Below are 26,990 nucleotides of genomic sequence, written 5' to 3'. Positions count from 1 at the left end.
ACTCAGTGTGACAGTTAGTTTTTACCAGGTAATAGTCTTTTAATCTCTTCGGGAATCTGAGCCGGGTTATAGCCGGTTTCCCTAATTTTACCATCCCTGGCCTGTAGGATTGTCTTACTGGCGCCTCTTTGTACGGGTGTAAAATCCAGCAGGCCAAAACTGATTTTGGTTCCCATGTAAATCATGTCTTCAGCAAGGACAAAACTCTCTTCTGAGGGAGTCAATTCTTTTCTCATAATCTGAAGATCCTTTGATTTATCCTGAATCTTCCTGGTCATCATCATCACTTGAGCCTCGGCCTGTTCCTTTTGCCTGAAATTCAATTCTGTGGCCTCTGAAGAGCTACAGAGTTTTGTATAATGGCGAACCAGTTTGTCCAGATTGTCCTGTTCTTCTCTTAATTTTTCAATGTCTTTCAGAATTTTAAAAAACACATCCAGCTCTTCCGGTTTCACTCCGACAACCACATTGGTTTTGGCTTCATAGAGGCTGCCAATTTTCCGGCATTTCACCCAGCCCTTTGCCACGGTTAATCCACCGACAATCTCACAGCGCCCGCCCTCGAGCATGAGACCGCCACCAATCTTAACAGTGCTGTTAAGGAGTGCTCCGGATACAAAGGCAGATCCTTTCACATGAACAAAACTGCTCTCAATGAAACGGGTATATAGATCACCTTGCACTTCCAGATGACCTTCTTTATCACCGTTGATACCAGACTGAAGCAGAAGATTACGGCCAGTTTCAAGGGTGACCCGTCCCACACTCTTACCAATTTGAATATCACCCGAAGCTTTGATACTAAAACCATCAGCCACATGGCCTTTGACGATAACCGAACCCTGAAAAACGAGGTTACCTGTTTGATAATCTACATTGTCGACAGTAACCACAGGCTCTAGAACTACGGCATTTTTCTCCAGTCGGACGTTTCCGCTTTCAAGAGCATATATTTTTCCGTCCCGAATCTCAGTGAGGTTTCCGGCAATGAGAGTTTCGCCCTCTCCCGCAGCTGAGGCCGAGACCGTCTCACCCGTCACATCCCTGCCATCCCGGGGCTTCACGGGTTCTTCAAGCTCGGCTAGAACATCACCTGCTTCTTTGTACTGAATAAAATTCAATTCTTTCAAATCAATTCGTCCAAAGGGAAGCTCCCTGAAGGGTTTTCCAGGAGCCCGGCTGAAAAAATACTTAACCTTACCGCCCCGTCCATGAATTGGAGCCGTACCTTGGGCTATTTCAATCCACTCATTATAACGTTCGTGGGCAATACAATCGGCAATGACATTCTTATGTACACCATGCAAAATCTTATGATCTTCCAATAAATGCTGAAACTGTTCTTCTGTGACCTTACCCCCGCCGCTTTTGGGAGGCTCAATAAAGACTTCTGCTGTCATTCTGTCTTCCCCGATTCTCAGTTGAAGGGAGGGAGAGAGATGAACTCCGGCAGGCCATTCCACCAATTTTTCGATTTTACCATCCCCTCTCTCAATGATCTCCTCCAATCGGATCATTCTTACCATGGGAATACCCAGAATCTTCATGCGATTCATGACCTCTTCGGCAAAAACTCTATTCTCGGGAGATGAGGGGGGATAGACTCGTAATACGGCATAACCGTTTCTATAATAGAGACTGAATCTTTCATCAGTACTGATGCGGTCCGACATGATTTTATCTTAATCTACTCCTCTGGGACTCGCAAGACCCGGGCTGTTTTCGGTTTATAAAAAAATCGGAGCATAAAAAAATCCCGGGCTTTTGACCCGGGATCTAAGGTTTTAAACAAAAATCAGGCTGCTGATCTTCTAACCCTCAAACGCTGATACATATAGACCAGAGCCACAAGGAAAATCCCCATCATCATGATCATAGGTTTGGGGGCCGCAGATAATCCTATCCATCCTCCCACTAAGGAGGGACGCAGTAGAGTCAGTGCAGAGAAGCCCAGCAAAACACCTTCGAACCACTTGTTCTTGGTAAAAAAATAATTTTGAGTCAATCCTGCAAAGGCAAACATGGCGATCAGAGCAGAAATAAAGATCCAAATGCCATAGAAAACAGAATCAACGCCAATAAGGAGAAGTTCGGTGTTAAATATAAACATAAAGGGAAGTATGGCCGTTCTGATATCATAGGTGAATCCCTGTATACCGGTCTTAATGGGGTCAGATTTTGCAATAGCCGAGGCGGCAAAAGCAGCTAATCCTACAGGAGGTGTATCATCCGCAAGAATTCCAAAGAAGAAAACAAATAGATGCGCTGCAATCAAAGGAATAACAATTCCATTTTTGGCACCCAATGTTAAAATCACAGGAGCAGTCAAAGAGGCCATGACAATGTAGTTTGCCGTGGTAGGAAGACCCATACCCAGAATCAGGCTGGCGATGGCCGTAATAACCAGTATGAGGAGAAAATTCCCACCAGAGAGAACTTCAATCACTTCTGTGATGATTCCACCCAGACCAAGGGTAACTACTCCGACGATAATTCCTGCAGATGCAACGGCGACTCCGATTCCCATCATGTTTTTACCACCGGCGACTAGAGATGTCATGATCTGCCAGGATGCATGTTTCACCGCTTTTTTTATGGATTCATTCTTCTTATGCGCCCTGTAAATATTCTGAATATAAATGAGAGCTGCCAGTGCAAGGATCGCTCGGAATGCCGCCAGTGCGGGTGAGTGTCTGTACACGACAAGTTCAATAATGAGAAAGATGAGGGGAATCAAAAAATGAATCCCTGCAAAAAAAGTCTTCCAGAAAGGAGGTAAGTCCGACTTTGGAACCCCTTTTAATCCCAGCTTAGAAGCCTCCAGATGAGTGATGTACATAAGAGCAATGTAAGACACCACAGCCGGTATGAAGGCGGCTCTGATAACTTCCACATACTCCAGATTACAGTATTCAGCAATGATAAAGGCGGCGGCTCCCATAATGGGGGGCATGAGCTGTCCATTGGTACTGCAGGCAACCTCCACAGCAGCAGCCTTATAGGCGGGATATCCGACACTCTTCATAAGAGGAATGGTAAAGGTCCCAGTGGTTACCGTATTGGCAATACTCGAACCGGAGACCATTCCGGTAAGTCCACTGGCCAGAACGGCGGCCTTGGCTGGCCCGCCCTTGTATTGACCCATAAGACTAAAGGCCAGATCTACAAAGTATTTTCCGGCACCCGCCTTATCCAGCATGGCTCCAAATAGAACAAAAAGGAAAACAATGGTTGCAGACACATCCAGAGGAACACCGTAAATCCCTTCAGTAGAAAGGGTAATCTGACCAATAAATCTCTGAACAGAAACACCCTTAAAAGCCAGAACAGAAGGCATGTATGGTCCGAGAAAGCTGTAAAGTATAAATATGATAGCCACAATTGGCAATGCGGGACCCAAAGAACGTCTGGCGGCCTCCAGGAGCATGAGAACCAATATGAATCCAAAGATTATATCTCTATCAAGAGGAATCCCCTGACGTAGACTGATTCCGGCGTAATCAATGGCGATATAAAGGGCCAACAATGTGGCAGCCCCAGCTAGTATGTAATCAACCGCGGTAAAGCGGTCGGTTTTAGCGAAGTAATTGAGAAAACGGTTTTTTTTAGGTTTTTTGAATAAGGGATGACTGAGAAATACAAGGCAGATGGCAAAGGCCAGATGTATGGCCCGGACAAGTGTACTCTCCAACAAAATAAAAGAAGAGATTGCCAATTGAAATATTGACCAGGATGCTGCAATGACGGGAATGACCCAGCGACTGATACCGCTCTCGACGTTTCGGGTTCCCCCTTCCGCTTCATCAACAATTCTTTGAGCCTTGTCCAGGTCTGCATCGCTAGGTTGATTTTCAAGTTCTTTTAACATTTTACACGAGGCTCCTTAGCAAACAAATATCTTTGCCCGGAAACAAAGATTTACCCCGGAATTACATTTTCCGGGGCAGTATAACCTGATACAAATGTAAAATGATGTATCAGGATTTCAAAATATGATTATTTAAGACCAACTTCTTTGAAGTATTTCAAAGCACCATCATGAAGAGGTGCAGAGAGACCGGTGAGCATACTCTCGGCTGTGAGGACAGCAAACGCCGGATGAAGTCCCTTGAATGTATCAAGGTTTTCAAAAACTTCTTTGGTAATGGCATAAACAACATCATCGGAAACATCAGAAGAAGTACAGAGTGTTGCTTTTACACCAAAAGTGGCCACATCAGCTGTATTGGTCGCATTGGGGTATTCACTGATAGGAATAAAGGATGCGGCATAAAAGGGGTAACTAGCCAGCAAGTCGTCAATATTTGTGATGGGAACAAAATGAGCTTTTCTAGTACCTGAGGTAGCCTCTTTGAAGGAACCGTTAGGATGTCCTACAGTATAGAAATAGGCATCAATTCTTCCATCCTGAAGCATTTTTGCAGCTTCTGAAGGCTTAAGACTTTCGACCTTGATGTCTGTTTCCCAGTCAATTCCATAGGCATTCATAATGTCGATGGCATTCCCTCTTTGACCGGATCCAGGGCTACCGATGTTGATAATTTTTCCCTTGATGTCTTCAAAAGTCTCAATGTTTGCATCATCTGCAGCTAGAAGAGTAACTGACTCTGGGTGAATTGAAAATACGGCTCTCAGTTTTTCCTGTGGACCTGCTTCTTTCCAGTCACTAGTACCATTGTAAGCCTGAAACTGTATATCAGACTGAACAATACCAAATTCAAGATCTCCTGCCAGAATGGCATTGACATTGAATACGGAACCTGCGGTTGATTCAACGGTAGCTTTAATACCGTAATCATCATATTTCTGATTCACCATTTTACTGATGGCACCACCTGTAGGATAATAGACACCTGTCACTCCACCAGTTCCGATGGTGACAAAAGTTCTCTGTGGTGCTGATGATGAGTCACCCTGTCCACCGGCAAAAACCAGGGCAGCAGTGATCAGCAATAAAACAGAAAGTGTTAAAATTTTTTTCATTATTCCTCCAAAAAAATATAGTAATTATGCCTTTTGGGGCATGATTCAAAGTAGAGTACTATAAATACCTGCAAAAAGATTTTTATCGTGCAAAATTTCAAGCACAATCCAATCGTTCACAGACCATTTTCATATAATAAGGGATATAATCCCGCTATAGTTTAGCTAGGGACAGAAAAATCCTAATTCGAATGAATAATTCAAAAAGAATGACCGCCCATTTGGTTTAAAGATCTCGATATAATAGATAATTGAAGAATCAAAAAATAAATCATTTCCGATTTGAGTAAAAAAATATTATCCCATCTTAGTTCAATGATCAAGCTTTGTTCCTAAAAAAACCACTTTCCTACACATTTGTAGCGATAATGCCGAATTCGATGCATTTTTGTTTTAATATAAGAGAATTCCCTGGTAGCGAAAAGAGGATTCCTCATTGAAACCTTTGTGATAAGTCTATAAAATAATATCTGTATCAGGAGCAGAAATGAAATTAGACGAGATAAAAAAACTGGCTGAAGCCCAGATTATTTGCGGGGATATTGATTCACGTGAGATCAATAGTGCCTTCAGTTCTGATCTTATGAGTGATGTTTTGACAAGCGAAGCTGATAATGCCCTGCTCATAACCGGTCTAGCCAACATTCAAGCTATTCGAACGGCAGAAATGGCCGATATCAGCTGCATCCTCTTTGTGCGGGGAAAGGAAATCCCTCCCAATATGATACGACTTGCAGAGGAAAGTAATATATTGTTGTTGCAAAGTAAACACACGATGTTCTGGGTCTGCGGTGTTCTTTATGAGGCAGGAATACATCCCGTTTATTGATCCAGATATAAGAGCTGTAAACTATTTTTCAGCTGGAACCAATCTTCTTCAATCCTGATTCTAAACAGTTCTTTCCTCTTCTCAGGGGGAATGTAAGAATGAGAAAAAGAGTAAATGAGTATTCCTTTAAAATAATTCCAGAAGGCTTCTTTCCGGGTGATCTTTTCTTTGATTCTCCCATATAGATCCTCTAAGAAGTCATAAAAAGCCTTCTGTTTGAATGGATTCTCCAGCTGATCTCCGGAACATCCGCTTACTTCATTGAACTGGAGTATCTCTTTCAGTAAAAATGGATTAGCAACGAGTCCACGACCAATCATCCACTCATCAACTGAGGGAAATCGCTTTTGAAGTGCAAGAAAATCGAGACCGGTATTGATATCCCCATTATAACAGATCTGCTTTCCATAGAGATCAAGTGCCTTCTGAAAACCATCCAAATCGACACTTCCCGTATACATCTGTGTCCCCAGGCGGGGATGAAGTATGACCCGGTTCAAGGGGTAATCCCGAAGGCTGGGCAGGAGTCGGAATAGTTCTTCCGATTCATAGAGCCCCATACGCAATTTGAGTGAAATTTGAATATCCGTCCGGGCCAGGACCTTATCTAGAACTTCCAAAATATGAGATGTGCGCGGCATAAGCCCCGCTCCCTTCCCTTTTTTGATCACTCCCCGGCTGGGACATCCCAAATTCCAGTTGACTTCTGAGAAGCCCCTCTTTTGAAGAGCATCAATAGCCAGTAGGAAAGAGTCAGCTTCCGACAAGAGCAGTTGGGGTATCTCATATACATTCGAATTTCCAGGAAAACAAACATCACCCAGATTCCCTGATGAAACCCTTTGAACTCTATCGGGGATGGGTAGAAAAGGAGTTAACGATGCTTTCAGACCTGGAAAATGATCGTAAAAACAACCCCGGTAGACCCGGTCTGTGACTCCCTCAAGGGGAGCCATCAAAATATGAATTGGTTTACTCAATGGTCGTCTGGGTACTTCTTCTGTATCTGTTTGATAACAGGAAATATTTCAAAGAAAATATCAACGAGTTCTGGATCAAATTTATTGCCTTTGCATTTTCGTATCTCATGGAGAACATCCTCTTCTGTCCAGGCTTCCTTATAGACTCTCTGACAGCTCAAGGCATCATAAACATCGGCAAGAGAAACAATCCTCGCAAACAGGGGGATTTCCTCACCCTTAAGACCGACTCCGGAAGGGAGTATTTCATCGGCTTTAGCATTTTCCCAAACTATTTTACCGGGGTATCCGCTCCCATCCCAGTTTTCATGATGACTGATGGCAATATCCCTCGCAATTCTATCCAGATCCGATTCTTCATTGGCAAAGAGGCGGGCCCCGACATAGGTGTGGGATTTCATGATCTCATACTCTTCTTCATTGAATCGTCCCGGTTTTTTAAGAATCAAATCAGAAATTCCCACCTTCCCTACGTCATGAAGCATGGCTGCCATCCTGAGTGTATCCTTCTGTTTCTGCATGGAATCATCCGGAATATGTCTTTTTTTAGCCCAGGCCTCATAGATTTCACAGGCGTAGGAACCGACCCTATTAACATGAGCCCCTGTTTCTTTGGGATCACGGAGCTCCGCCATCTGTATCATCCGTAACAATAGTGTACGGGTCATCCTTGCCCGTTGAAGGGCTACGGTTGCATTGCTGGCAAAATGAAGGACAAAGGGTTCGTCACTTTTTTTGAAACTGACAATATTCCCCTTAGGACTCTTGGCGTTCAGCAACTGCAAAACCCCCAAGATTTCTCCCTGATTAGACACAAGAGGAAATGTCAGAGATGAAATAGTCTTATATCCAGATGTCTCATCGTAGTGGGTATTAAAACTATAGGGCCTGTCCGGCGGGATATTATACATATCACGAATGTTCAGATGCGTGCTATTGGCGGCGACATATCCTGAAATGGTCTTTTCATTGACCGGGATTCTGAAGATTGAGAAATTGAGTTTCTGCCCCTCAGCCAGCTTCTTCTGCAAAGTGTCATTTTGAGCATATTTGATTTCCAGCTCATTGCCGTCCCGGATATAGATGGAACCCGCATCTGCAGACACGGCCTCCCGGGCGTAATAGAGGATACGCTCTAAAAGAATATCCAGGTCCTGAATCTTATTAAGATCCTTATCGATTTGCAAAATCTTTTTCATAGTGCTCGTCATAATTCGACCCTATTCAATATAGCATCCATCCCCACTCAATACTCAAAATCCACAGCATGCCTAGAGGAGACAGAGCCTCCAATAAGAACTCCAACTTCTTTATGAATTGGATCGACCTGGTAAGCATCCAGGTCCTGACGTGTCTTATGCATCGATATTAATACAAGATCACAATCGGCATTCTCATTATAATTGATTCCGCATTCTATATCTGTCAATGAGCTAATTTTACCTTTCATCGAATCAATGGCTTTTTTAAGTTCTTCAGCCTTTGTTTTATCTTTTAAAGTCCACATAACGACATGTTTAATCATCTTCTTTTCCTCCGGATATTTTTAAATTGTGTACAAATAGATTTTGATCTATCAATGACCCTATGTTCTTAATGTAATACCAATATCGGTCTATATCTATGATAGATTGAATTATGAAGGATGACTTTCACTCAACATCTTCCCACATGCCGCTTTTTCCTGCCTTAAAGATGGCTTCAAGGACCTTCAGATTCTTAAGAGCATCTTCTAAGGGTACATGGTTCACCTGCTCTCCTCTGACTGTTCTGACAAAGGATTCAGCCTGAAGAGTATACTGATCACAGACAGGAAAATCCATTGGAGTGTAGTCTTTTGAGTAGAGTTCACCCTGACTTGTGAAAACACGACAGGCTTTGTCCGGAGGCGCATTAAAGGGGATTTCCACCTCTAAGTGTCCCTTCGTTCCAAAGATATGCATTTTCTGATAGGGAACCAGTTGGGTAGAACAGCTGAAAGAGGCCTGTCCCGAAGGGAACTCCATCATGACTGTGCCCATTCTATCGATCCCTGTCTCCGGATCATACTCAAGAATGGATGCAACACGGAGTGGTTCCTCATCAAATATCAGACGACTTGTCGTAACAGGATAACAACCGATATCCCAGATTCCTCCGCCTCCTGCTTCTTTGATATTCCTGATATTGTTCTTATCGTCATTAAAATAACTGAAAAAGCCCTGCACATTCTTTAATTTTCCAATATGTCCTTCCTGAACAGTCTCTCTGGCGGTCAACCATTGAGGGTGATACCGGACCATGAAGGCTTCGCTCACTGTCAAACCTGTTCGATCCCTCAATTTCATCAGCCTGAGTAGATCCTCTCTCTTCAGTGCCAGAGGTTTTTCACACAACACATGCTTACCAGCTTCCATGGCCTTTATAGTCCATTCTATATGCAAATGGTTTGGAAGGGGGTTGTATATGGCTTCGACTTCCGGATCATCCAGAAGATCCTGGTATGAGGAATAGCTCACAGGGATACTCAAATGAGAAGCCGCATCCCTAGCCGTTCTGTCATTGCGGGAAGCAATGGCATAGACAACTCCATTTTCTGATTTTTGAATGGCTGGAAGAACTTTTTCCAAACCAATATTTGCCGTACTCAGAACACCCCATTTAAGTTTATTCATTTATATTTCCCCTAGAAAACTTTTATTAGTATTATAATAGTCAATCATTAAAGAAAATGGAACGATTATAAATATAATGGATAAATACGAACAATTCTTAAAAAATATTCCGATTATGCCCGATGTGGCAACGAAAGTACTGACTTTCGCCGAAGATATGGATGAAGTTTCTTTTGCAGAACTGGAGCGTCTTATCAGCATGGACCCGGGACTCACCGCAAAGATACTAAAAGTGGCCAACTCTTCCCTCTATGCCAGACAGCAGCAGATATCACGCCTTCAAACTGCCATATCCCTCATGGGATTCAAGGCGATTAAAAGCCTCATCATGCTTTTGACTGCCTCTAATATGTTCAGTCAGAAATCTCTTTCACCCTTTTATAAATATTTTTGGCAGCACTCTCTGGTCACGGCCTTTATTTCCCAGAAGCTTTGTGACATGAGCGGAGCAAGCAGAATCAGGGAGGAATCGTTCCTTGCAGGACTCCTTCATGACATAGGCCAAATGAGTTTGTATGAATCAGAATTAAATGCCTATGACAAGATCATGCCCTTCATTAATGTGGATGAGGGAAAAACATGCAGCGAAGAAACCAGTATGTTTGGTGTGAACCACAGGGAGATAGGCCGAAGAATCATGGAGAGCTGGAACTTTCCCCAAAGTTTTTCTGACACTGCGGGTGAACATGGCAATTTGAACATTCAGTCTCCCCATAAAGAGATGATTGTCATTGTGTCCATTGCAGACCTTTTGACTTCTGTGCTCCATGAAATAGACTTTTCCGAGAAGATGAAAACAGCCTTAGATCCCTATTTGAAATACTCGGGATTAAAATTGGAACAACTGAATTATTTCCAGGATAAATTCATGGTCGAAATGAAAGACGACCCCCTCTTTCAGGAATGCAAGAGTCTCTTTAGACTTTGACCCGCAGCTCCTGTAAATAACCGCCTTCAGCGAAGGCGGTTATTTATTTATAAGAAAGACCTTATTAATTGGTCAAAAGTGAAGGAACGCTGATCCTGGCTCCCACTCTAGCGGCGAATTCCCAGAAATTGAGAGCGGAATCTTCTGTATTAAAAGTGCCGTTACCACTCAAAAGAAAATAAAGAGTCATTGTCTGCTTCACATAAGAGAGGCTGAACAGGCCCTCCATCTTCATGGATTGAGTCTGATCTTCCCTCTGGATGATATCCGTCCAATATCCGCCGGCGGCACCAAATAAACTGATCTCCAAAGCCTCTGTATATTCTTCATTGTGAAAATTGATTGTTCCCCTTAGACCGCCCTTTGCCTCCAGGACACCCCGGGGAAGATAATAATCGGTCATGGTGGTGTCGCTGACACTGCCGTTTTCAAAGTTAAACGTTCCATTGGCTGTCAAGCGGATCATTGGCTCACGGAAAGCTACATATGTGATGGAAGCATCCTGTAGGATTTGTCCTTTGAAGTTCTGATTGGACTCTCCTGACACAGTATCGAGGATCTCAAATTGTCCATAGGTTCTGGTCATCACAGGTCCCCAGTCATAGGAACTTTCTAATGGAAAATAGGTATCCCCATGGGCACTCATAAAATGGGACCTTGTTAAATTTCTATCAGAAAAAAGAGACTCCTCTTCCAGCTGATACCTGTAGGACAAACCTGTTTCCAAAAAATCTTTACCCCAATCCAGATCCAGACCCAGCAGGGGTTTAACATTCATGGCCTCTGCCGTATCGGCGGGTGTGACGAGGGAATCACCAAAATCCCGAGTCTCATCGACACCGTAGAGGTCGCTCCAAAGGTACAGCCCAGCCACTGGTGTGACAACGAGGTTCCATTTGTTGTATGTGAGCGGAGCATTAAAATCCAGACTGTGCAGCTTGTACTGATTGGGTATTTCTCCTGTTTCATAGACCCTGTACTTTCTGTCCATCGTCAGGTCATAACTCAACCCCCAGCCCAACCAGCTGTTCAGATTTGACTGATAGGCCGCATTGGCAACATATTTGATCCTGGTAGGATCAGTTATATTCTGAGCACTCACCGAGACAGTATCGGCATTCTCTCTAGCCAGCTGATTATAGTAGTAGGATGCATTCTCATACCCGGGGTTCTGGTAATACACTTTTTTATACTGATCCATCGCCCGGGACCAGTCTCCGTAACGCTGACTGACAATTCCAAGCTTATAATTGGCACTGATATTCCAAGGGTCCATGGCAAGGACTCGCTCAAACTGTCTCGTAGCTTTGAGATTTTCATCCATCTCGAGATAGTAGTCACCCAGTGAATAGCGCAGAAGATACGTATCCTGCTCATAATAATAGATCTGACGTACCAGCATCTGATCCAGTGCCTGGCGCATGTCTGCAATAAGACGAGAATTCTCTTCCTTATCGGCCTTAAATTTTTGGGATCGTTCCGTCATTTCGGCCCTGAGAGCCTCGGTTTCTTCTGGGAGGGGTATGATGAAACGGGCCTCTCCCTCTTTCCATTCAGAAGCCTCCATATCAAAAAGATGCTGCCTGTAGAGGGTGAGGATATCGGCTTCTTCGGCCCACATTTCTTTTTGGTCCGCCCTGTTCAGGTTCCAAAGATGACTCTGATACAGCCCATACCGTGAAGGAGGATCTTCTGCAAAGAGATCGGAATCGATGATTTTCCCGGCTTCTGTCACTTTTCCTTCAAAAAGAGCCAAGCGCGACAGGACATAGCCTGAGAGAAAGGGTTCTGAACGCTGAACCTGGTTCAGTTCATTCAGATTAAACTCCCTGTCCCAGGTCCATTCTGATTCACCCAGGAGTTGACGGAATACGGATTCATTTTCCTTTTCGGCATCCAGCAGAGCGGTCCATTCCTTGAGTAAGCCCGCCTTGTTTCGATCAAGTTCTTCCATTCGGGAGGACCAGAGTTTGTACAATTCATAGGCCTCCACGTATTCCTGGGTAGCCAGATCCGCTTTTGCGGCAAGAGATGTATCCTCAGTTTTTTTTGCAGCAGATGCCAAAGCCTTCTCATAGTTGTTTTGAGCTGCCGTCAGCTCCCGGCTCCCCGTCTGATAAGCGTCTTCTGTCTGTAAAAACAATTCCTCATAACGGAAAAACCGGTCGAGAAGAGATAGCAGATCAGCCGCTTTTGTGTCAAACTCTCTCATGCTTGTATACAACTTATTGATGAGTATTCTCAGAGAGTGGTCTACGGCTTCCTCTTTCATACCATTCCAAAAGAAGGTCTGGGATAGGAGCTGTCTCAGGGGAATGTTATCGGGTTGTTCTTCCAGAGCCTTCATATAAGCCTGAAGGATGCCGTCCTTCATGGATTTTTTCTCTTCATACACATTCATATATTCAGACAAAGCTAGGCTCTCTTCAAAAGAATCATAAACATACTGAATAATTTCTTCTGCTTTTTCTGTATCTCCCAACAACCTGTATGATTCTTCCAGATTGAGGTAGGTTTCAAGGTATTCTGGTGACTCGAGAAGATCTTGATTGTAAATGTTTAGGGCATACTGTGGATATCCGTTGATTTTATGGAGGCTTCCCAGCTCCATGGCTTTGTCGTGTGAGCCTTCCGTACTTTCCTGAGCTTCCTTGAATACGGTTTCAGCATCCTCAGTGCGGGACATCCAAAGGTATGTCAGTCCCAGGTTGACCTTTAAACTCAGGTTGTCCGGAAATTTTTCCAATCCCCTTGTGAAAAAATCTATAGAATCTCTGTAATTACCGGTCCAGGCGGCAACCTTACCCGCTTCTGTCCAATAAGAGACATTATCCGGTGCCAGAGTCAGAAGCTGACGGTACATGGTTAAGCCCTCTGTCACTTCTTGGTTCCAGATTCTGTTTTTGGCAGTCAACAACAGAGGATAGGGATCTTTGGGATCCAAACTGGCCGCCTTATTCAGATTTTTAATGGAATTGATATAGTCTCCCAGGAGGGAATAAATCATGGACAGTACGATATAGGCATCCTTATTACCCGGATCTTCCTGAATGATCTTTTCATAAAATGATATGGACTGAAAAGGATTATCAAAGGAACGGTCTGCTCTATTTTTAGGAAAGACAGGAGGAACAAGGGTCAACTCCTCTTCCATCCTATCCTGCCTGAGGAAAAAGAAGGCATCCAGAAAAAAGTAATACTGACCGTCATATCGCCGCTTCTCGGGAACTTCTATCCTTATGCGGTGTACACCTTCGGATAGGTGAATGGTCTGTACAGACATCCAGTAATAGGATGGAGTGTAGGCTTCATTCACCGCAAGGTCTTCCCTGTAAACGGAAACAGGATCTTCACCATCAAGAACATACCGGAAGGGACTGGCATAGGAAGGAAAGAGGGTGTCTCTCGGTCCGGGAGGCGTTCCTCCATACCAGAAATCATAATTGCCCTCTTCATCAACATAAAAAGCATATTCCGCAAAATAAGCCTGCCCTCCATAGGGTGCATTCTGCTGAATGAGCTGAAGAGATTTGTATCCCGAGGCTCCATAATTGTATACGGGAGTCGAAGCAAAATTTGTTGAGACTGCCGACTCACCTTCAACATAGATGAGTCCCTCTTCTACGTCCGGAAAAACGGGTGTTATCCGTTCTGTAACAAGGGGTAACTCTTCTTCTACAGCAGGAATGAATTCTTCCCCTGTGCCGTCTTGTGAAAAAACATAGGCCGAGGATAAGAGCAGGCTTATGAATAAGGAAAAAATGCGAAATGTGCTCTTACGGGAAAGAACTTCCATAATATCTATATCTCCTGAATAAATTACAGTATAATGTATTTACCAATATGCACCAAAAAAATAGAAATTTCCTGCCGGAAACCCTGCTTATTGCAAGCATTATCGGATGTTTGTCAGTTTTGCCTATACTTGATTTTGAAATATCATCCGGTTTAATGCTTATATTAACCCTCTCTCTCTTTCTTTCTTTCTGGCATGGACGATTTGCCGGCTTTGTCAGCTTAACAGTCTCTGCCCTGATTTATACGACTGGAAGGTATTATTTTTTCAATTTCGCCCCTGATATAAAGTCTCTGTTCAATGTGGTGAGCTTAGGCGCTCTATTCATCTATCTTGGTGGAGCTCTGAGGGCTTTTAGAGAAAATCATAAGAATAAAATTATGATCCGCTATCGAAAGGCCTCTGATAAAAAAACTCGCTTGAGTATGATCTCCAAGGCCCAGCAGAATATAATCAATGAACTGGAAGAACGCGTCACCCGGCAGAAAGATTCTTTAAACCTTTTATTTGAAAGGATCAATGAGATTGACTGCCTGGATACCAATATAAGCATTTCAAAACTTCTGGACACACTGATTCATTTTACCAGTGCGGAGAATATTTCTATTTGGGTCTTTGATCCCTCATCTAACAAACTAAAACTCAAGATGAGAAAAGGTGAGAAACAAACCGAAAAGGTCCGGGATGTTCTAGATCTTCAGGATACCATTGAAGGGTGGGTATTTCGTAATAATCAGCTTTTCTCAATGAGGATGACCCTGGATTATGACAATTTGAGTAAACTCAATACAGAGAATTCCATCATCTGCTGTCCTGTGGTTTTAGATAATAAGATTTGGGGCGTCATCAATATAGAATCCCTGCCTTTTATTAAATACAGCGAATACACAGAGAATCTGATTCAAATCATCATTAGCCTGGGTCAACCAGCTCTGAAAAAAGCTTTGGATTTTGAAAACCTCCTCTCCGGTGATGAACAGAATGAAACAACAGGGTTGCCCCAGTTCACTCAACTCTACAGGATACTGGATAAGAACCGATATGATGATTCAGGAACATTCAACACCTCCAGTCTCATCATCTTTGACTTTCTGGAATTTTCTGAACTGTCCCAGCATTACGGCTATGAAAAAATTCTGAATCTGCAGGCAGAACTGCTGAAAGAATTATCCGATCACAATAGCAACAGTTCTGAAATATTTCATTACCGTCAAGATTCGATGATGGCGATGTACATCCCCCATCTGGACTATGACGGCTGCTCCCTTTTTTGCCTGCAGTCACTGGAATATATCAACAGTAAAAAATGGATTTTGGAAGGACAGACCATTTCACTCGATGTCAGTCTGGGATATTCTTCCAATGGAACCAATGAAAAAGTAGACCCAGATGACTTGATAAAAAGAGCGGAATACCTTCTGGAGATTCAAAAAATTTGATTAGGAAAGATTCTTACTCCTATATACACAAACTCAGGGCTCTTTATATTCCCAAGACACCCAGTGCAGCCCTTCAGGCCACGATTGATAAGATTCTGCCCATTGAGGCCTTCATCTACAAATCAACAGCTCTGAATCCCATCCTGAAAAAGCCCTATAGCCTGGATGAGATTGAATGGCTCCTGTCAAAGAAGAACAGAGACCTGGAAACAAACCTGATCCTCAAAACAGTACTCAGCGAAATTGCCCGGGACGAAGACAAGGAAGTGGCTCTTTTTGCTGCGGAGAGTCTCAATGCTCTTGAAAAAGAGTACAACAACCGTTTGACCCAGCTGAAAGAAAGAATAAAAGAGGACAACGAGACCAAGGATCGTGCCGATGCAGCCGAAGTCTATTATCAGCTGGCTATCTTGAACAAAGATGAAAGCACTCTCAGCAATTTTTATATGAAAGAAGCCTATTTGATGCTGGGAGGTCTTGAAAATGAAGACATCGCGACTGATAACAACAGGCTCCTCCTCATCCGGATTCTCATGCACCTCAAGCTCTATGATCAGGCAGAACAGATTTTACCCGATCATAAAGAGAGCAGACTCTTAAAGCTTGAAATAGCCTTTCAGAAAAAAGAGATGAAAAAGGTCCGTCAAATACTGGAGAACATATGTGAAGATCCAGAAAGATCGGCCGAAGAGGGAAAGATTATCTCTTTCTGGAGGGGTTCTCATGAGTGAAAAACGTCTTTGTGTCTGCATCATTCTAGAGGGATCCTACCCTTATATTACGGGCGGGGTGTCGGCCTGGGTACATGATCTTATTGTCAATCTTTCCGATATAGATTTTAAACTCTTTACTATTTCTCCCGAAGCAAATCAGCCCCTGCGATATGATCTGCCCGCCAATGTGATAGAAAACAGGGACATCCTGATAGGAGCCCCACCGGGAACGGTTTTGAAATCGCCAAAGAGAAAAGTCAAACTCATGAAAGAAATATGGCAATTTCACCAGCGCATGGAATCGGGTTCAGAAACGGAAATAAAGACAATGATCGGCATGATTCCTGAAAATACCTTTCTATACCACCTGGCCGTCAAATCCAGAATCGGTTGGAATATGATTACCAGGGGAAATACAAAAAATAACCCCCTCTATCCCTTCTCTGATTATTATTGGGCCTGGAAATCCTCTCATGACATGCTCTTTAGCATTCTGGGTGCAGAGGCCCCCGAGGCAGACATTTATCATGCTGTATCCACTGGTTTTGCGGGACTGGCAGCTCTGGCAGCTAGGTACAGGCATAACAAACCCTTCCTTTTGACAGAACATGGTCTTTACCATAAAGAACGGGAAATGGAAATACGGAAAACTGCAATTGTCAGAGGCTATCAGAGGGATATGTGGACTAAGATTTATAATAAAATTAGTAAAATTTGTTACAGTCAGGCAGACCATATAACGGCTTTATTTGAAGAAAATAGACAAAAACAACTGGAACTGGGTGCCCCCGAAGACCGCACTGAAGTCATCCCCAATGGCATCGATGTTGAACGGTTTACAATCAAACGGGAGGAAAGGCCCGGATTTCATGTGGGTCTCGTCGGCCGGGTTGTTCCCATCAAGGATATTAAGACATTTATTTCTACTTGTAAGATAGTGGCAGACAGAATTCCCGAAGCCCGATTTTACTGCATTGGTCCCAGCGATGAAGACGAGGGATATTATGACGACTGTAAACTGCTTGTAGAAAATCTGAAACTTGGTGATGTCTTCCAATTCACAGGACGACAGGATGTGAGAGAGTACTATAAATTCCTGAATGTTCTTCTTTTGACCAGTGTAAGAGAAGCTCAGCCTCTTGTCTTTTTAGAAGGATACTGTGCCGGTGTGCCCGCCGTCTCCACCATTGTCGGAAATGTCCCTGAGCTTTTAAACTTTGATGAACGCTTTCTGGCTCCCTCCAAGGATAGTAGCAAGCTCGCCGATGGGATCATCTACCTCTACAACAATCCGGATGAGGTTGAAAAACTAAGGGTTAAAAATTATCAGAAGGTTCTCAATTTTTATGATAAAAAAGACCTGCACCGCCGGTATAAAGAGATGTATAAAGAACTGGCTGTAAGGGAGTTAAAAGGATAAGATGGCCGGCATAGGATTTGAACTGAGGAAGGTCGCCTCCCTGGGAAATGCAAGAGGAGTGTTTCAGGCCTCCTTGTCGGGTATCATGATCGTCGCCGGTCCCTGGCTTATCTCCATCCTGACAATTTTGCTGTTTCAACAGCCTGTGATGGGGATTCCCCTGGAATTCAGAGAGCTGTTTGTTGCCTCAACGGTCTACACCTACTCTCTCTCCCTCATATTAAACGGAGGATTTCATTATATCTTCACCCGTATACTTTCAGACTACCTGTACAGAAATGAACCTGGAAAAGCCTTTGCTTATACCCTCAACTATATGGTCAAATCGAATCTGTTCCTGATTCCCCTAGCCTTTTTTCTGTCAGTACTCTTTTTATCCGGGGTCTCCAAGCTGCACCAGGCGGGATTCATCCTCCTCTTTGTGGTCATCAACCATATATGGATACTGATGCTCACAGCTTCAGCAATGAAGCGGTTTAATCAGCTCCTATTTGGTTTTATATTGGGGATGTCCGGCTCTCTTCTCCTAATGAAAGCTGCAATGGAACTCATTGGGAGTGAAGCTCTCCTTCTGGCTTATGCCCTAGGACAGGTCATCCTTTTTACCATTGTCTTCATCTACCTAAAACAGGATATGGGTTGGGAAAAAGTCACTGTGAAAGGTGAATTCTACCGTTATATGAAGCGTTATAAATATTTGTTTGCCACTGGATTCTTGTATTATGGAGCTCTTTGGATTGACAAGATGATCTACTGGTTTGCCAAGGGCGATGTGATTGGCAATTCGATCATGAGACTCTATCCAAGTTATGACATAATTGTCTACCTAACCAACCTCATGATGATCCCAGGTCTCGTTTTTTTTGTTATTTATTCCGAAACAGAATTTTATATGACCCTTAAAAAATTCCTGAATAGCCTGTCCAGAAAACCCTATCATGAGATTCAGGCCTTTCGCTCTGTCCTGGTCAGTACGAACAAACATATTTTAAGGGAGCAGTTTGGCTTTCAGGCTGTTTTCACCCTCTTGTTCTTAGTCATCTCTGTCAATCACCCTCAGTTGAGCCTTCAAATGAGGATCATCATACCCACAGCCCTGGGGATTTTAATGCTTGGCCTCTTTATCTGCATGATCAACTTCCTTTTTTATATTGAACAGTACAAATATGTCCTGATCAGCACGGCTCTGTTTTTTTCCTGCAACAGCGCCCTGGCCTGGATTGGAAAGGAGGGAAATTTGATCACCCCGGGAATGTCCTCTCTGCTGGGAGTCTTTGCAGGAACAATCTGCGCCGGCGCTTTTCTTCATTATTCCCTGAAAAACCTGGACAGAATCATGTTCACAGCCATAACCAAGGGGCAGCTGCGGGATATTCGGGAACACAACCTTGAAAAACTGAAATTACCGCGTTAAGGAAGTCTCCTTTTGCTTTTCAATCCAGCGGGATGTATATTTTAATCTGATTTTGAATTTATTTATGAAATATTGAAATTTGTTAATTTGGTTATAGAACTGAGAAACACGGAGGTGTTGAATGAAAAAAATGAGTACGTTCCTGCTGATGATTGCGGGCCTGATCCTTTCAGGATGTAATTCCGGGTCTGATGAAGCCGTTGTCGGAACCGATTACCTTCTCGCCGGATACTATATGATGGCCGGTGAAGAAACGGCTCTGGCAGATGAGGGCAGCAGCCGGGCAAGCGCCCCGACCTGGTGGGATAAGTACGATGGATATACTTATGATCAAGTCATAGCTTTGGGCAGCGATGGAATTAAGGTCAACAACTACCCAGAACAGGGCCAAAAGACATACATCACTGTCACGGATGCAGATCCTGACCTCACAGAAAATAAAGTCTATAAGGTGTCATCCCGCACAGAGTACCCTAATAAGAGCGATCTCATAGATTACTATCTGGAGGTCTATTATCTACAGGATATATGGCTCAGCGGTCTATGGAAGGATGGTTCTGTGGTTGAAGAAGATGGAGATGCCTGGGTTACAAACCCCCTGGCCAGAGAAACCATGGAAGTGGTCTTTCAGGATGGAAGCGTCCGAAAAGAATGGATTGCCTATGACACAAACGATCCCTATGCCGGATATTATGCCCAGTTTCCCTTAGATGGGGATATGGTAATACCCTCCGATCCCGACTGGGTTCCAACATCACCATCCGCCTCGGGCGAGGTAAGTTTCAGCAGCAAGGTTTATTACTACCAGAAAATCATCAGTCCAATTGGATGGTTCCTCAATGAGAATAAAGAGATTTTCGGCGTTAGATATTATACCGAAAAAGACGAGGGCAATGACAAATATACAAAATCCTCTCTGGCTTATGAGCATACTCTCTCCAGATCAGTTCCCACTTGGGCCGATGATGACTGGTATTCTGATTTTTTGGACTGGATCTTCAGCGGCGGAGAGGATGAAACACTTTCTGAGACGGTAATCCGCTATGCCATAGGAAAGAATGGAAAGAAAACGGTAAAGTCTTCTACCAATGTTGTCCCCTCCTTCGGTCAAGCCTTTACCATCGATAACGAGATGAATTATACATTTTAAGCGGGAGATATATGAATTACAACTCATGCGGAACTTCCCTTCTCGGAGGGAAGGTATTTTTTTATATGATTATTCTTCTGATTTTTCCAATGATGTCCCTAACTGCTATGACCCCTTTCGAAGAACTGCATACGGTAATTGTACAATTTGAAATGAACGACCATATCAGCGATTCCGAAGAGGCTTACAGAATGGCCATGGAAGAGGCCATGGAAAAAGCGATGTCCGGCGGTTCTGCAGATCTTGTCATATTTCCCGAATACATAGGTGTTTTTTCATCTCTTATTCCCTGGGATTCCTACCTGGATTCTGATTCACCCTTTGAAGAGGTTTGGGCTACCATCAGACAGGATCATCCCGAGATCAGCAGCCTCAATGACTTGTTTTTAAGAGAATCGGAACGAAACGACGCGTTTCTAAACAAGCTATGGGGTGACTTAGCCTCACGATACGGAGTCTACATACTCAGCGGCACAAGGTTAAACTACAGCGCCTCCCGGGGCGGCCTTGTGAATCAGGCTGTGGTTTACAACCCTCAGGGAGAGGTCTTTTACAGACAAGACAAATATTTTCTCACCGAGTTTGAAGAAGAAATTCTGGATCTTAGACCAGGAAATATTTTCAAAACTCCTGGGTTCACCGTCAAAAATCACCTCATAAGACTCACCATCTGCAGGGATACTTTTCTCAATGACTGGGAAACACTCTATACGGAAGGAGATCTATGGGTAGATATCAAGGCAAACGGAGTGGCTTACACGGAGGATCAAAAAAGCCTCTTCACCCGAGCCCTCCCCGCTCGCTTGGGAAATACGGACATCCCCTACGGCATCACCGCCTGCCTGACAGGTAATTTTCTTGATTTATTATGGGAAGGTGAGTCCAGTATACTTTATAATCATAAGGGTAAGGTCAGTTACAGGGATATCAGTGATGTCTCAGATTCCTTTGAAATTTTAAGAACGAAGCTCCCCTGAAACTGAACCCGGAGGACTAATGCCGGATCAATCACGGTTCAGGAGGATTGTTATATTTCTCATCTCTTTAGCATCAGGATCAGCCTTGTATGGTGATGAAACTCAATCAGTTTTAAGAAATAAATCCCTTGCTTCAGATCATTTGGTCGCATATTTATTTATATTGTTTATCACAACAACCGTCCTCATCCTCTGGATTCTAAGTACCAAATTCGAAAGCCGGAAACGTTTTAAAAGGCTTCTTCAGAATTCCAATGAAACCATCCTGATCTGCAATACAAAAGGAGCCATTAAAGAGTGTATTACAGGAGTGTTCTGGGAAGATTCACTCTTTGATTTCTTTGAAAAGGAAAACCACTGGGAACTGGAGCAAAGCCTTCAAACGGTTACGGCCTTGAATCCGGAGCAAAACATGAAACTGGATCTCACATCTCTCCAGCTGGAACAGGAACGTTATTATCAACTTGTGATGCAAAACCTGTATCCCCTAAGGGGCATCCGTGGTATTTCAGTTACAATAACGGATACCACAGAATCAAAACAACTTGAAAAGCGCCTTATAAAGTCCAGAGAAACGGCGAGCCACGAAGCCCGTCATGATCCACTCACCGCCATCCCTAACCGGCTCTATTTTAACGAAACCTTGAGCAGGCATTTTTTCAGTCTGGCCCGTCACAGGGATAAAACGATTTGTCTTCTCATGCTGGATCTTGATTTTTTTAAGAAAGTCAACGACAGCAAAGGCCATGATGTTGGAGATTTGGTCTTGATTCAACTCAGCAGAATTTGCACTGAAATGATACGGGGAGCCGATATTTTTGCCCGATATGGGGGAGAAGAATTCATTTGTTATCTGGATGATCTGTGTTTAAAAGAAGCTTTTATTGTAGCCGAAAGGATGAGAAATAAAATAGAAGAGTATGAGGATTGGCCAGGTGGTCTAAGATTGACAGTCAGTATTAGCATAGCCGAATACGAAGGAGAAAAAAATCCTGAAGAGCTCGTAAAAAAAGCTGATATTGCCCTTTATAATGCCAAAGCAGAGGGAAGAAACAGAGTATGTATTTACCATGGAGAGGGCTGAACTTTTCGGGAACACCGGTCCGATCCATTACTTGCGAATAGAGCTTATTTTTGATATAAAGAGGAATTGCACTGATATAAGAGATTATATTTCCGATAGGATCGACTTGTACAGTAGGGAGAGTAAATGCTAAAGAAACTAGAAGGGCTGAAAGGCCGCTACAATGAATTGACAAAACTGATCTCTGATCCCGAATTGGTGAAAGATCAGAAAAAATATATATCTGTCATGCAGGACTACACTCATCTGTCGGAGATTATGGAAGCGGGAAATACCTATACTGAGCTAATTTCCTCCCTGGCAGAGGCCAGAGAGATGCTCAACGCCGAAAAAGATCCTGAAATGAAAGAGATGGCCAGAGATGAAATTGAAAGCCTGGAAGAAGAGTCTGAAAAGATGGCGGAAAAAATCCGTTTGCTCATGGTCCCCAAAGATCCTCTGGATGGAAAAAATATAATTATGGAAATCCGGGCAGGTACGGGTGGCGATGAAGCTGCTCTTTTTGCGGCCGATCTCTATCGTGCCTACTCCCGTTATGCGGAAAACCAGGGATGGAAAGTAGAAATAATGTCCTCCAACGAAATAGAACTTGGCGGGTTCAAAGAAGTGGTCTGTTCCATCAGCGGGAAGAGCGTCTATGCGGACCTCCGCTATGAATCGGGTGTTCACCGCGTCCAGAGGGTCCCGACCACCGAATCAGGAGGTCGTATCCACACCTCTGCAATTACCGTGGCGGTGCTTCCAGAAGCAGAAGAAACAGATCTGGATATCAAGACGGAAGATCTTAAAGTCGATGTTTTCCGATCCTCAGGCCCTGGAGGGCAGAGTGTTAACACGACAGACTCAGCTGTGAGAATTACTCACTTACCTACAGGAGTTGTGGTCATCTGTCAGGATGAGAAATCCCAAATCAAAAATAAAGCCAAGGCACTGAGGGTCCTCAGGTCCCGTCTGCTCGAAGCAGAAGAAGCCAAAAAGAATTCTGAAAGAGCCGAAGCCCGGAAGAGCCAGGTAGGTTCGGGTGACCGCTCTGAGCGCATCAGAACCTATAACTTTCCTCAAAATAGAATGACTGACCATAGAATCAATCTGACCCTCTACAAACTGGATGCGGTTATGCAGGGAGATTTCTCCGAAATCTTCAATGCCTTGAAGATGAGTGCTCAGGAAGAGGCGTTAAAAAACGAGGCAGGATGACAAGCACGCAGAATATAATCATCCGGGACGCGCTGCAAGAAGGCTCTCAGAGGCTGATAGAATCTGAATCTCCCTGGCTCGATGCCACTCTTCTATTGGGCTGCGTCACGAAACAAAGCCGGGAAAAGATTATGGCCTCCTACCCCGATTCGATTGAACTCGAGGTCTATTCCTCCTACATGTCCCTCATAGAAAAAAGGGCTGAAGGTTATCCCGTGGCCTATTTGACGGGGATAAAAGAGTTTTTCGGACGGGACTTTCATGTGACTCCTGGAATTCTCTGTCCACGGCCCGATACAGAAATCCTCATAGAAGAAGCATTGAAACAAGTTCATGACAGAGCTTATAAACGTGTCCATGACCTTTGCACCGGAAGCGGCTGCATTGCCCTGACTCTGAAACTGGAAAATCCTGATCTACAGGTCAGCGCGTCAGATTTATCCCCAGTCTCGGAAAAAGTTTTTGAATTGAACAGAAAAAATCTTGAAAATAAGGATGTAAAGTTCACTCTCTCTTCCCTATTGGAAGACATAGGCCCTCCCTTGGACCTCATTGTTAGCAATCCTCCCTATCTGACCTCACAGGAAACAGATGAGAGAATAAACCGGAACTGGAAAGAGCCGTCATTGGCTCTGGACGGCGGCGAAGATGGATTGGATCTGATCAGGATCATCATAAAAGATGCTCCCCCTTTATTGAATGAGGGTGGAATGCTTATGATTGAAGCTGATCCGCGGCAAATGGATGAAATGGAGCAACTGATGAAAAAAGCAGGATTTGAAAATATAAAAAAGATTTGCGATCTGGCCTCCCATGAGAGAGTCATAATGGGGAACCTCAAGTGATAGAAGGTGAACTTGTCACACCTGATATGATAGAATTTCTTATTCAGGGTTTTTTAAAAAATTTGAGTCATTTCACTGAAAAGGAACAGCAGGAAATTCTAAGCGCCTGCCGGTGGGCTCAAGAACTGCATCAACACCAAAAACGAGCCAGCGGTGAACCCTATGTGATACATCCCATCCATGTTGCCAAAATACTCCTGGGTCTCCAGCTGGATGCAACGGCCATCAAGGCCGGCCTCCTCCATGACATCCTCGAAGATACAGATGTCACAAGACAGGAAATCAAAGACCGATTCGGCATGGATGTATATCATCTGGTCAATGGTGTGACCAAGATAAACATTGTGAATGTCAAAAACAAGAGTGTTCAGGAAAGAGAGACAATCCGGAAGATGATACTGGCTATGGATAAGGATATCCGGGTCATTCTTATCAAACTTGCGGATAAGCGTCACAACATGAATACCCTCCAGTATATGCCCGTGGAAAAGCAAAAACGGATTGCCCGCGAGTGTTTGGATATCTATGCTCCTCTTGCCGGAAAGCTTGGTATCTATTCCATTAAAACAGAACTGGAAGATCTCTCCCTCAAATTTCTGAGACCCGATGTGTATGATGAAATAAAGACCTTTCTCAGCCAGAAGAAGGGAGAACGGGCCGAGTTTCTTCAACTCGTACAGGAACAGATTTTAAAGGCTGCTGCCGAAGAAGATATTGAAATCAATATTAAAACAAGGGCGAAACACTTTTATTCCATCTACCTGAAGATGAAGACCAAGGGGAAGGAGCTCCATGAAATTTACGATTTCCTGGGAATTCGCATCCTCTGCAAGACTCAAACCCAATGCTACGCCCTTCTAGGATTGGTACATCATCTCTTCAAACCCCTTTCAGGACGATTCAAAGACTACATTGCCATGCCCAAGGAGAACGGCTACAAGAGTCTACATACCACGGTGATGACGTCATCGGGAAAACCCCTGGAAATACAAATCAGAACGGAAAAAATGAATAATACCGCCGAATACGGCGTCGCAGCACACTGGGCCTACAAGGAAGGAAAACATACTGCCGACCTGGACAGCTACAATACAAACCTCCTGAAAAAACTCAGAGATATCAATAGTGAAGATTACGGTACCAGTGACTTTTTCAGCAGCCTCAAGGCGGATGTTCTGACGGATACAATCTTCGTCTTCACACCCAACGGTGATACAGTAGAACTACCCATTGGATCTACAGCCATCGACTTTGCCTATCATATTCATACAGATATTGGAGACCACTGCCTGAGCGCCAAGGCGGATGATGTCATCATCCCACTGAATAAACCGCTCTTAAACACACAGACAATCTCTGTACAAACCTCTCCTAATGCACACCCTCATCTCAACTGGCTTCGCTTTGTCAAAACGACAAGAGCTCGCTCAAAAACCAGGAACTGGTTGAATAAACATGACAACGATATTGTCATAGACAGGCATATTGTTGCCAAGAAGGCTCTGAAACGACAAACCACAACTCCGACGGCCCTCAAGAATCCTGTGGAAGAGAAACCCGTTCAGAATAAGATGATTGACAGCAGTAAAATCGGTGTCAGCATAGACAAAGAGCGGAATATCATGATCAACTTGGCCGGTTGCTGCAATCCGGTACCGGGTGACAAGATCATCGGATTCATCTCAAGGGGTCGAGGCATCATTGTTCATAAGGCAGATTGTTACAACCTGAAGGGCATAAATGATTTTGAAGAACGAAAAATTGATGTGGAGTGGGAAAACTACTCCGACAAAGCCACACAGAGTTTTAAGGTCGTCGCCCGGTACGCAGCCAATCTCTTCTCGGAGATAGAAGGAGCCATCCGAAAATACAGCGGTCACCTCATCTCCGGCAGTATCAGCGAGACAGACAGGGGAGACCTGGAAGGCTATTTTACCGTAGAAATGAATAAGATGGATGATTACAAAATGATCGCCAAGAGCATAAGAACCATCCCTTCCGTATTAAATATACAAAAGGTGAAGCAGTTTTAAAAGGAGTTGACCATGAGCCTCAATATAGTATTGCACGAACCGGAAATTCCACAGAATACTGGAAATATAGCCCGGACCTGCGCTGCAACCGGTGCGGCCCTGCATCTCATAGAACCTCTAGGATTTTCAATTGATGAAAAAGCAGTCCGTCGGGCAGGCCTCGATTACTGGTCAAAACTCTCCCTCTTTGTTTACGCCAATTTGGATGATTTTTTCCACCAGAACAGTGTTGGCCCCTATTTTTTCTGCACCACAAAAGCCAGAAAAACCTATGCCGAAACAAGCTACCCCTCAGGAGCCTATCTGATCTTCGGAAAAGAGTCCAAAGGAATCCCGGAAGACATTTTGGTCAAACACCCGGATGACTGCATCCGGATTCCTATGAAACCCGATATCCGGTCCTTGAATTTATCCAATGCAGTTGCCATCGTGACCTATGAGGCTCTCAAACAGCGGGGATTTCGCTCTATGGACCTTGAGGGAGAACTCCACGATCAGTCATGGGATGACGGACAGGACGAATCCCCTTAATCAGCCTCTAGAACCCT

21 protein-coding genes are annotated in these 26,990 nt (G+C 43.9%); 13 read left to right on the top strand and 8 right to left on the bottom strand.

Features of this window, described 5'->3' with window-relative positions:
• Positions 1-14: 14 nt before the first annotated feature.
• The 3 genes from EXM22_RS03330 to EXM22_RS03320 all read right to left on the bottom strand — a co-directional run bounded on the left by EXM22_RS03330 (position 15) and on the right by EXM22_RS03320 (position 4,983).
• Positions 15-1,673, bottom strand: coding sequence for a flagellar assembly protein A (locus tag EXM22_RS03330; protein WP_149485145.1), 1,659 nt, complete (start codon positions 1,671-1,673; stop codon positions 15-17).
• A gap of 122 nt (positions 1,674-1,795) precedes the next feature.
• Complete coding sequence (locus tag EXM22_RS03325; RefSeq protein WP_149485144.1) at positions 1,796-3,868, bottom strand: TRAP transporter permease; 2,073 nt, start codon at positions 3,866-3,868, stop codon at positions 1,796-1,798.
• 128 nt (positions 3,869-3,996) lie between these two features.
• Positions 3,997-4,983 carry a TAXI family TRAP transporter solute-binding subunit gene (locus tag EXM22_RS03320; protein WP_149485143.1) on the bottom strand — a complete coding sequence of 329 codons (987 nt, stop codon included), beginning with the start codon at positions 4,981-4,983 and terminating at the stop codon, positions 3,997-3,999.
• A gap of 487 nt (positions 4,984-5,470) precedes the next feature.
• Between EXM22_RS03320 and EXM22_RS03315 the strand changes: the two genes are divergently transcribed.
• Complete coding sequence (locus EXM22_RS03315) at positions 5,471-5,812, top strand: hypothetical protein (RefSeq protein WP_149485142.1); 342 nt, start codon at positions 5,471-5,473, stop codon at positions 5,810-5,812.
• On the opposite strand, the gene EXM22_RS03310 is transcribed toward EXM22_RS03315, so the two are convergent.
• The 4 genes from EXM22_RS03310 to EXM22_RS03295 form a co-directional block, all read right to left on the bottom strand.
• Positions 5,806-6,792, bottom strand: a complete 987-nt coding sequence (locus EXM22_RS03310) for a tRNA-dihydrouridine synthase family protein (protein WP_149485141.1) — start codon at positions 6,790-6,792, stop codon at positions 5,806-5,808. The genes EXM22_RS03315 and EXM22_RS03310 overlap by 7 nt on opposite strands.
• Positions 6,789-7,991, bottom strand: a complete 1,203-nt coding sequence (locus EXM22_RS03305) for a GAF and HD-GYP domain-containing protein (RefSeq protein WP_246157072.1) — start codon at positions 7,989-7,991, stop codon at positions 6,789-6,791. The genes EXM22_RS03310 and EXM22_RS03305 overlap by 4 nt, the downstream gene beginning before the upstream one ends.
• A 47-nt stretch (positions 7,992-8,038) precedes the next feature.
• The gene (locus EXM22_RS03300; RefSeq protein ID WP_149485139.1) at positions 8,039-8,317 is read right to left on the bottom strand and encodes a Dabb family protein; all 279 of its coding nucleotides are present in this window, start codon (positions 8,315-8,317) and stop codon (positions 8,039-8,041) included.
• A 127-nt stretch (positions 8,318-8,444) separates the two neighbouring features.
• Positions 8,445-9,446, bottom strand: coding sequence for a Gfo/Idh/MocA family protein (locus tag EXM22_RS03295; protein WP_149485138.1), 1,002 nt, complete (start codon positions 9,444-9,446; stop codon positions 8,445-8,447).
• 76 nt (positions 9,447-9,522) lie between these two features.
• Between EXM22_RS03295 and EXM22_RS03290 the strand changes: the two genes are divergently transcribed.
• On the top strand, positions 9,523-10,374 hold the full coding sequence (locus EXM22_RS03290) for an HDOD domain-containing protein (protein WP_149485137.1): 852 nt from the start codon (positions 9,523-9,525) through the stop codon (positions 10,372-10,374).
• Positions 10,375-10,438: 64 nt separating this feature from the next.
• On the opposite strand, the gene EXM22_RS03285 is transcribed toward EXM22_RS03290, so the two are convergent.
• Positions 10,439-14,170 (bottom strand): tetratricopeptide repeat protein, encoded by a 3,732-nt coding sequence (locus EXM22_RS03285; protein WP_149485136.1) that lies wholly within the window; start codon positions 14,168-14,170, stop codon positions 10,439-10,441.
• 47 nt (positions 14,171-14,217) lie between these two features.
• Here EXM22_RS03285 and EXM22_RS03280 point away from each other — a divergent pair, with 47 nt between their 5' ends.
• From EXM22_RS03280 to EXM22_RS03230, 11 genes are all read left to right on the top strand, one after another.
• Positions 14,218-15,609 carry a GAF domain-containing protein gene (locus EXM22_RS03280; protein WP_168203317.1) on the top strand — a complete coding sequence of 464 codons (1,392 nt, stop codon included), beginning with the start codon at positions 14,218-14,220 and terminating at the stop codon, positions 15,607-15,609.
• Positions 15,606-16,340 carry a V-type ATP synthase subunit I domain-containing protein gene (locus EXM22_RS03275; RefSeq protein WP_149485134.1) on the top strand — a complete coding sequence of 245 codons (735 nt, stop codon included), beginning with the start codon at positions 15,606-15,608 and terminating at the stop codon, positions 16,338-16,340. The genes EXM22_RS03280 and EXM22_RS03275 overlap by 4 nt, the downstream gene beginning before the upstream one ends.
• Complete coding sequence (pelF, locus tag EXM22_RS03270) at positions 16,333-17,742, top strand: GT4 family glycosyltransferase PelF (protein WP_149485133.1); 1,410 nt, start codon at positions 16,333-16,335, stop codon at positions 17,740-17,742. The genes EXM22_RS03275 and pelF overlap by 8 nt, the downstream gene beginning before the upstream one ends.
• A 1-nt stretch (position 17,743) precedes the next feature.
• On the top strand, positions 17,744-19,156 hold the full coding sequence (gene pelG, locus EXM22_RS03265; protein WP_149485132.1) for an exopolysaccharide Pel transporter PelG: 1,413 nt from the start codon (positions 17,744-17,746) through the stop codon (positions 19,154-19,156).
• A gap of 121 nt (positions 19,157-19,277) precedes the next feature.
• Complete coding sequence (locus EXM22_RS03260; protein WP_149485131.1) at positions 19,278-20,306, top strand: hypothetical protein; 1,029 nt, start codon at positions 19,278-19,280, stop codon at positions 20,304-20,306.
• 11 nt (positions 20,307-20,317) lie between these two features.
• The gene (locus EXM22_RS03255) at positions 20,318-21,283 is read left to right on the top strand and encodes a nitrilase-related carbon-nitrogen hydrolase (protein WP_149485130.1); all 966 of its coding nucleotides are present in this window, start codon (positions 20,318-20,320) and stop codon (positions 21,281-21,283) included.
• 19 nt (positions 21,284-21,302) lie between these two features.
• On the top strand, positions 21,303-22,367 hold the full coding sequence (locus tag EXM22_RS03250; protein ID WP_149485129.1) for a GGDEF domain-containing protein: 1,065 nt from the start codon (positions 21,303-21,305) through the stop codon (positions 22,365-22,367).
• 126 nt (positions 22,368-22,493) lie between these two features.
• Positions 22,494-23,564 carry a peptide chain release factor 1 gene (gene prfA, locus EXM22_RS03245; protein WP_149485128.1) on the top strand — a complete coding sequence of 357 codons (1,071 nt, stop codon included), beginning with the start codon at positions 22,494-22,496 and terminating at the stop codon, positions 23,562-23,564.
• A complete protein-coding gene (gene prmC, locus EXM22_RS03240; RefSeq protein ID WP_149485127.1) occupies positions 23,561-24,409 on the top strand; it encodes a peptide chain release factor N(5)-glutamine methyltransferase in 849 nt (282 codons plus the stop codon). Before prfA ends, prmC begins: the two co-directional genes overlap by 4 nt.
• Positions 24,406-26,442 carry a RelA/SpoT family protein gene (locus EXM22_RS03235; RefSeq protein ID WP_342780276.1) on the top strand — a complete coding sequence of 679 codons (2,037 nt, stop codon included), beginning with the start codon at positions 24,406-24,408 and terminating at the stop codon, positions 26,440-26,442. Before prmC ends, EXM22_RS03235 begins: the two co-directional genes overlap by 4 nt.
• Before the next feature lie 12 nt (positions 26,443-26,454).
• Complete coding sequence (locus EXM22_RS03230) at positions 26,455-26,973, top strand: tRNA (cytidine(34)-2'-O)-methyltransferase (protein ID WP_149485126.1); 519 nt, start codon at positions 26,455-26,457, stop codon at positions 26,971-26,973.
• The last annotated feature ends 17 nt before the right edge of the window (positions 26,974-26,990 follow it).

Source organism: Oceanispirochaeta crateris (genome assembly GCF_008329965.1).
GTDB lineage: Bacteria > Spirochaetota > Spirochaetia > DSM-2461 > DSM-2461 > Oceanispirochaeta > Oceanispirochaeta crateris.
The sequence above is the reverse complement of the archived record's forward strand: the minus strand, read 5'-3'. Positions and strand labels throughout refer to the sequence as shown.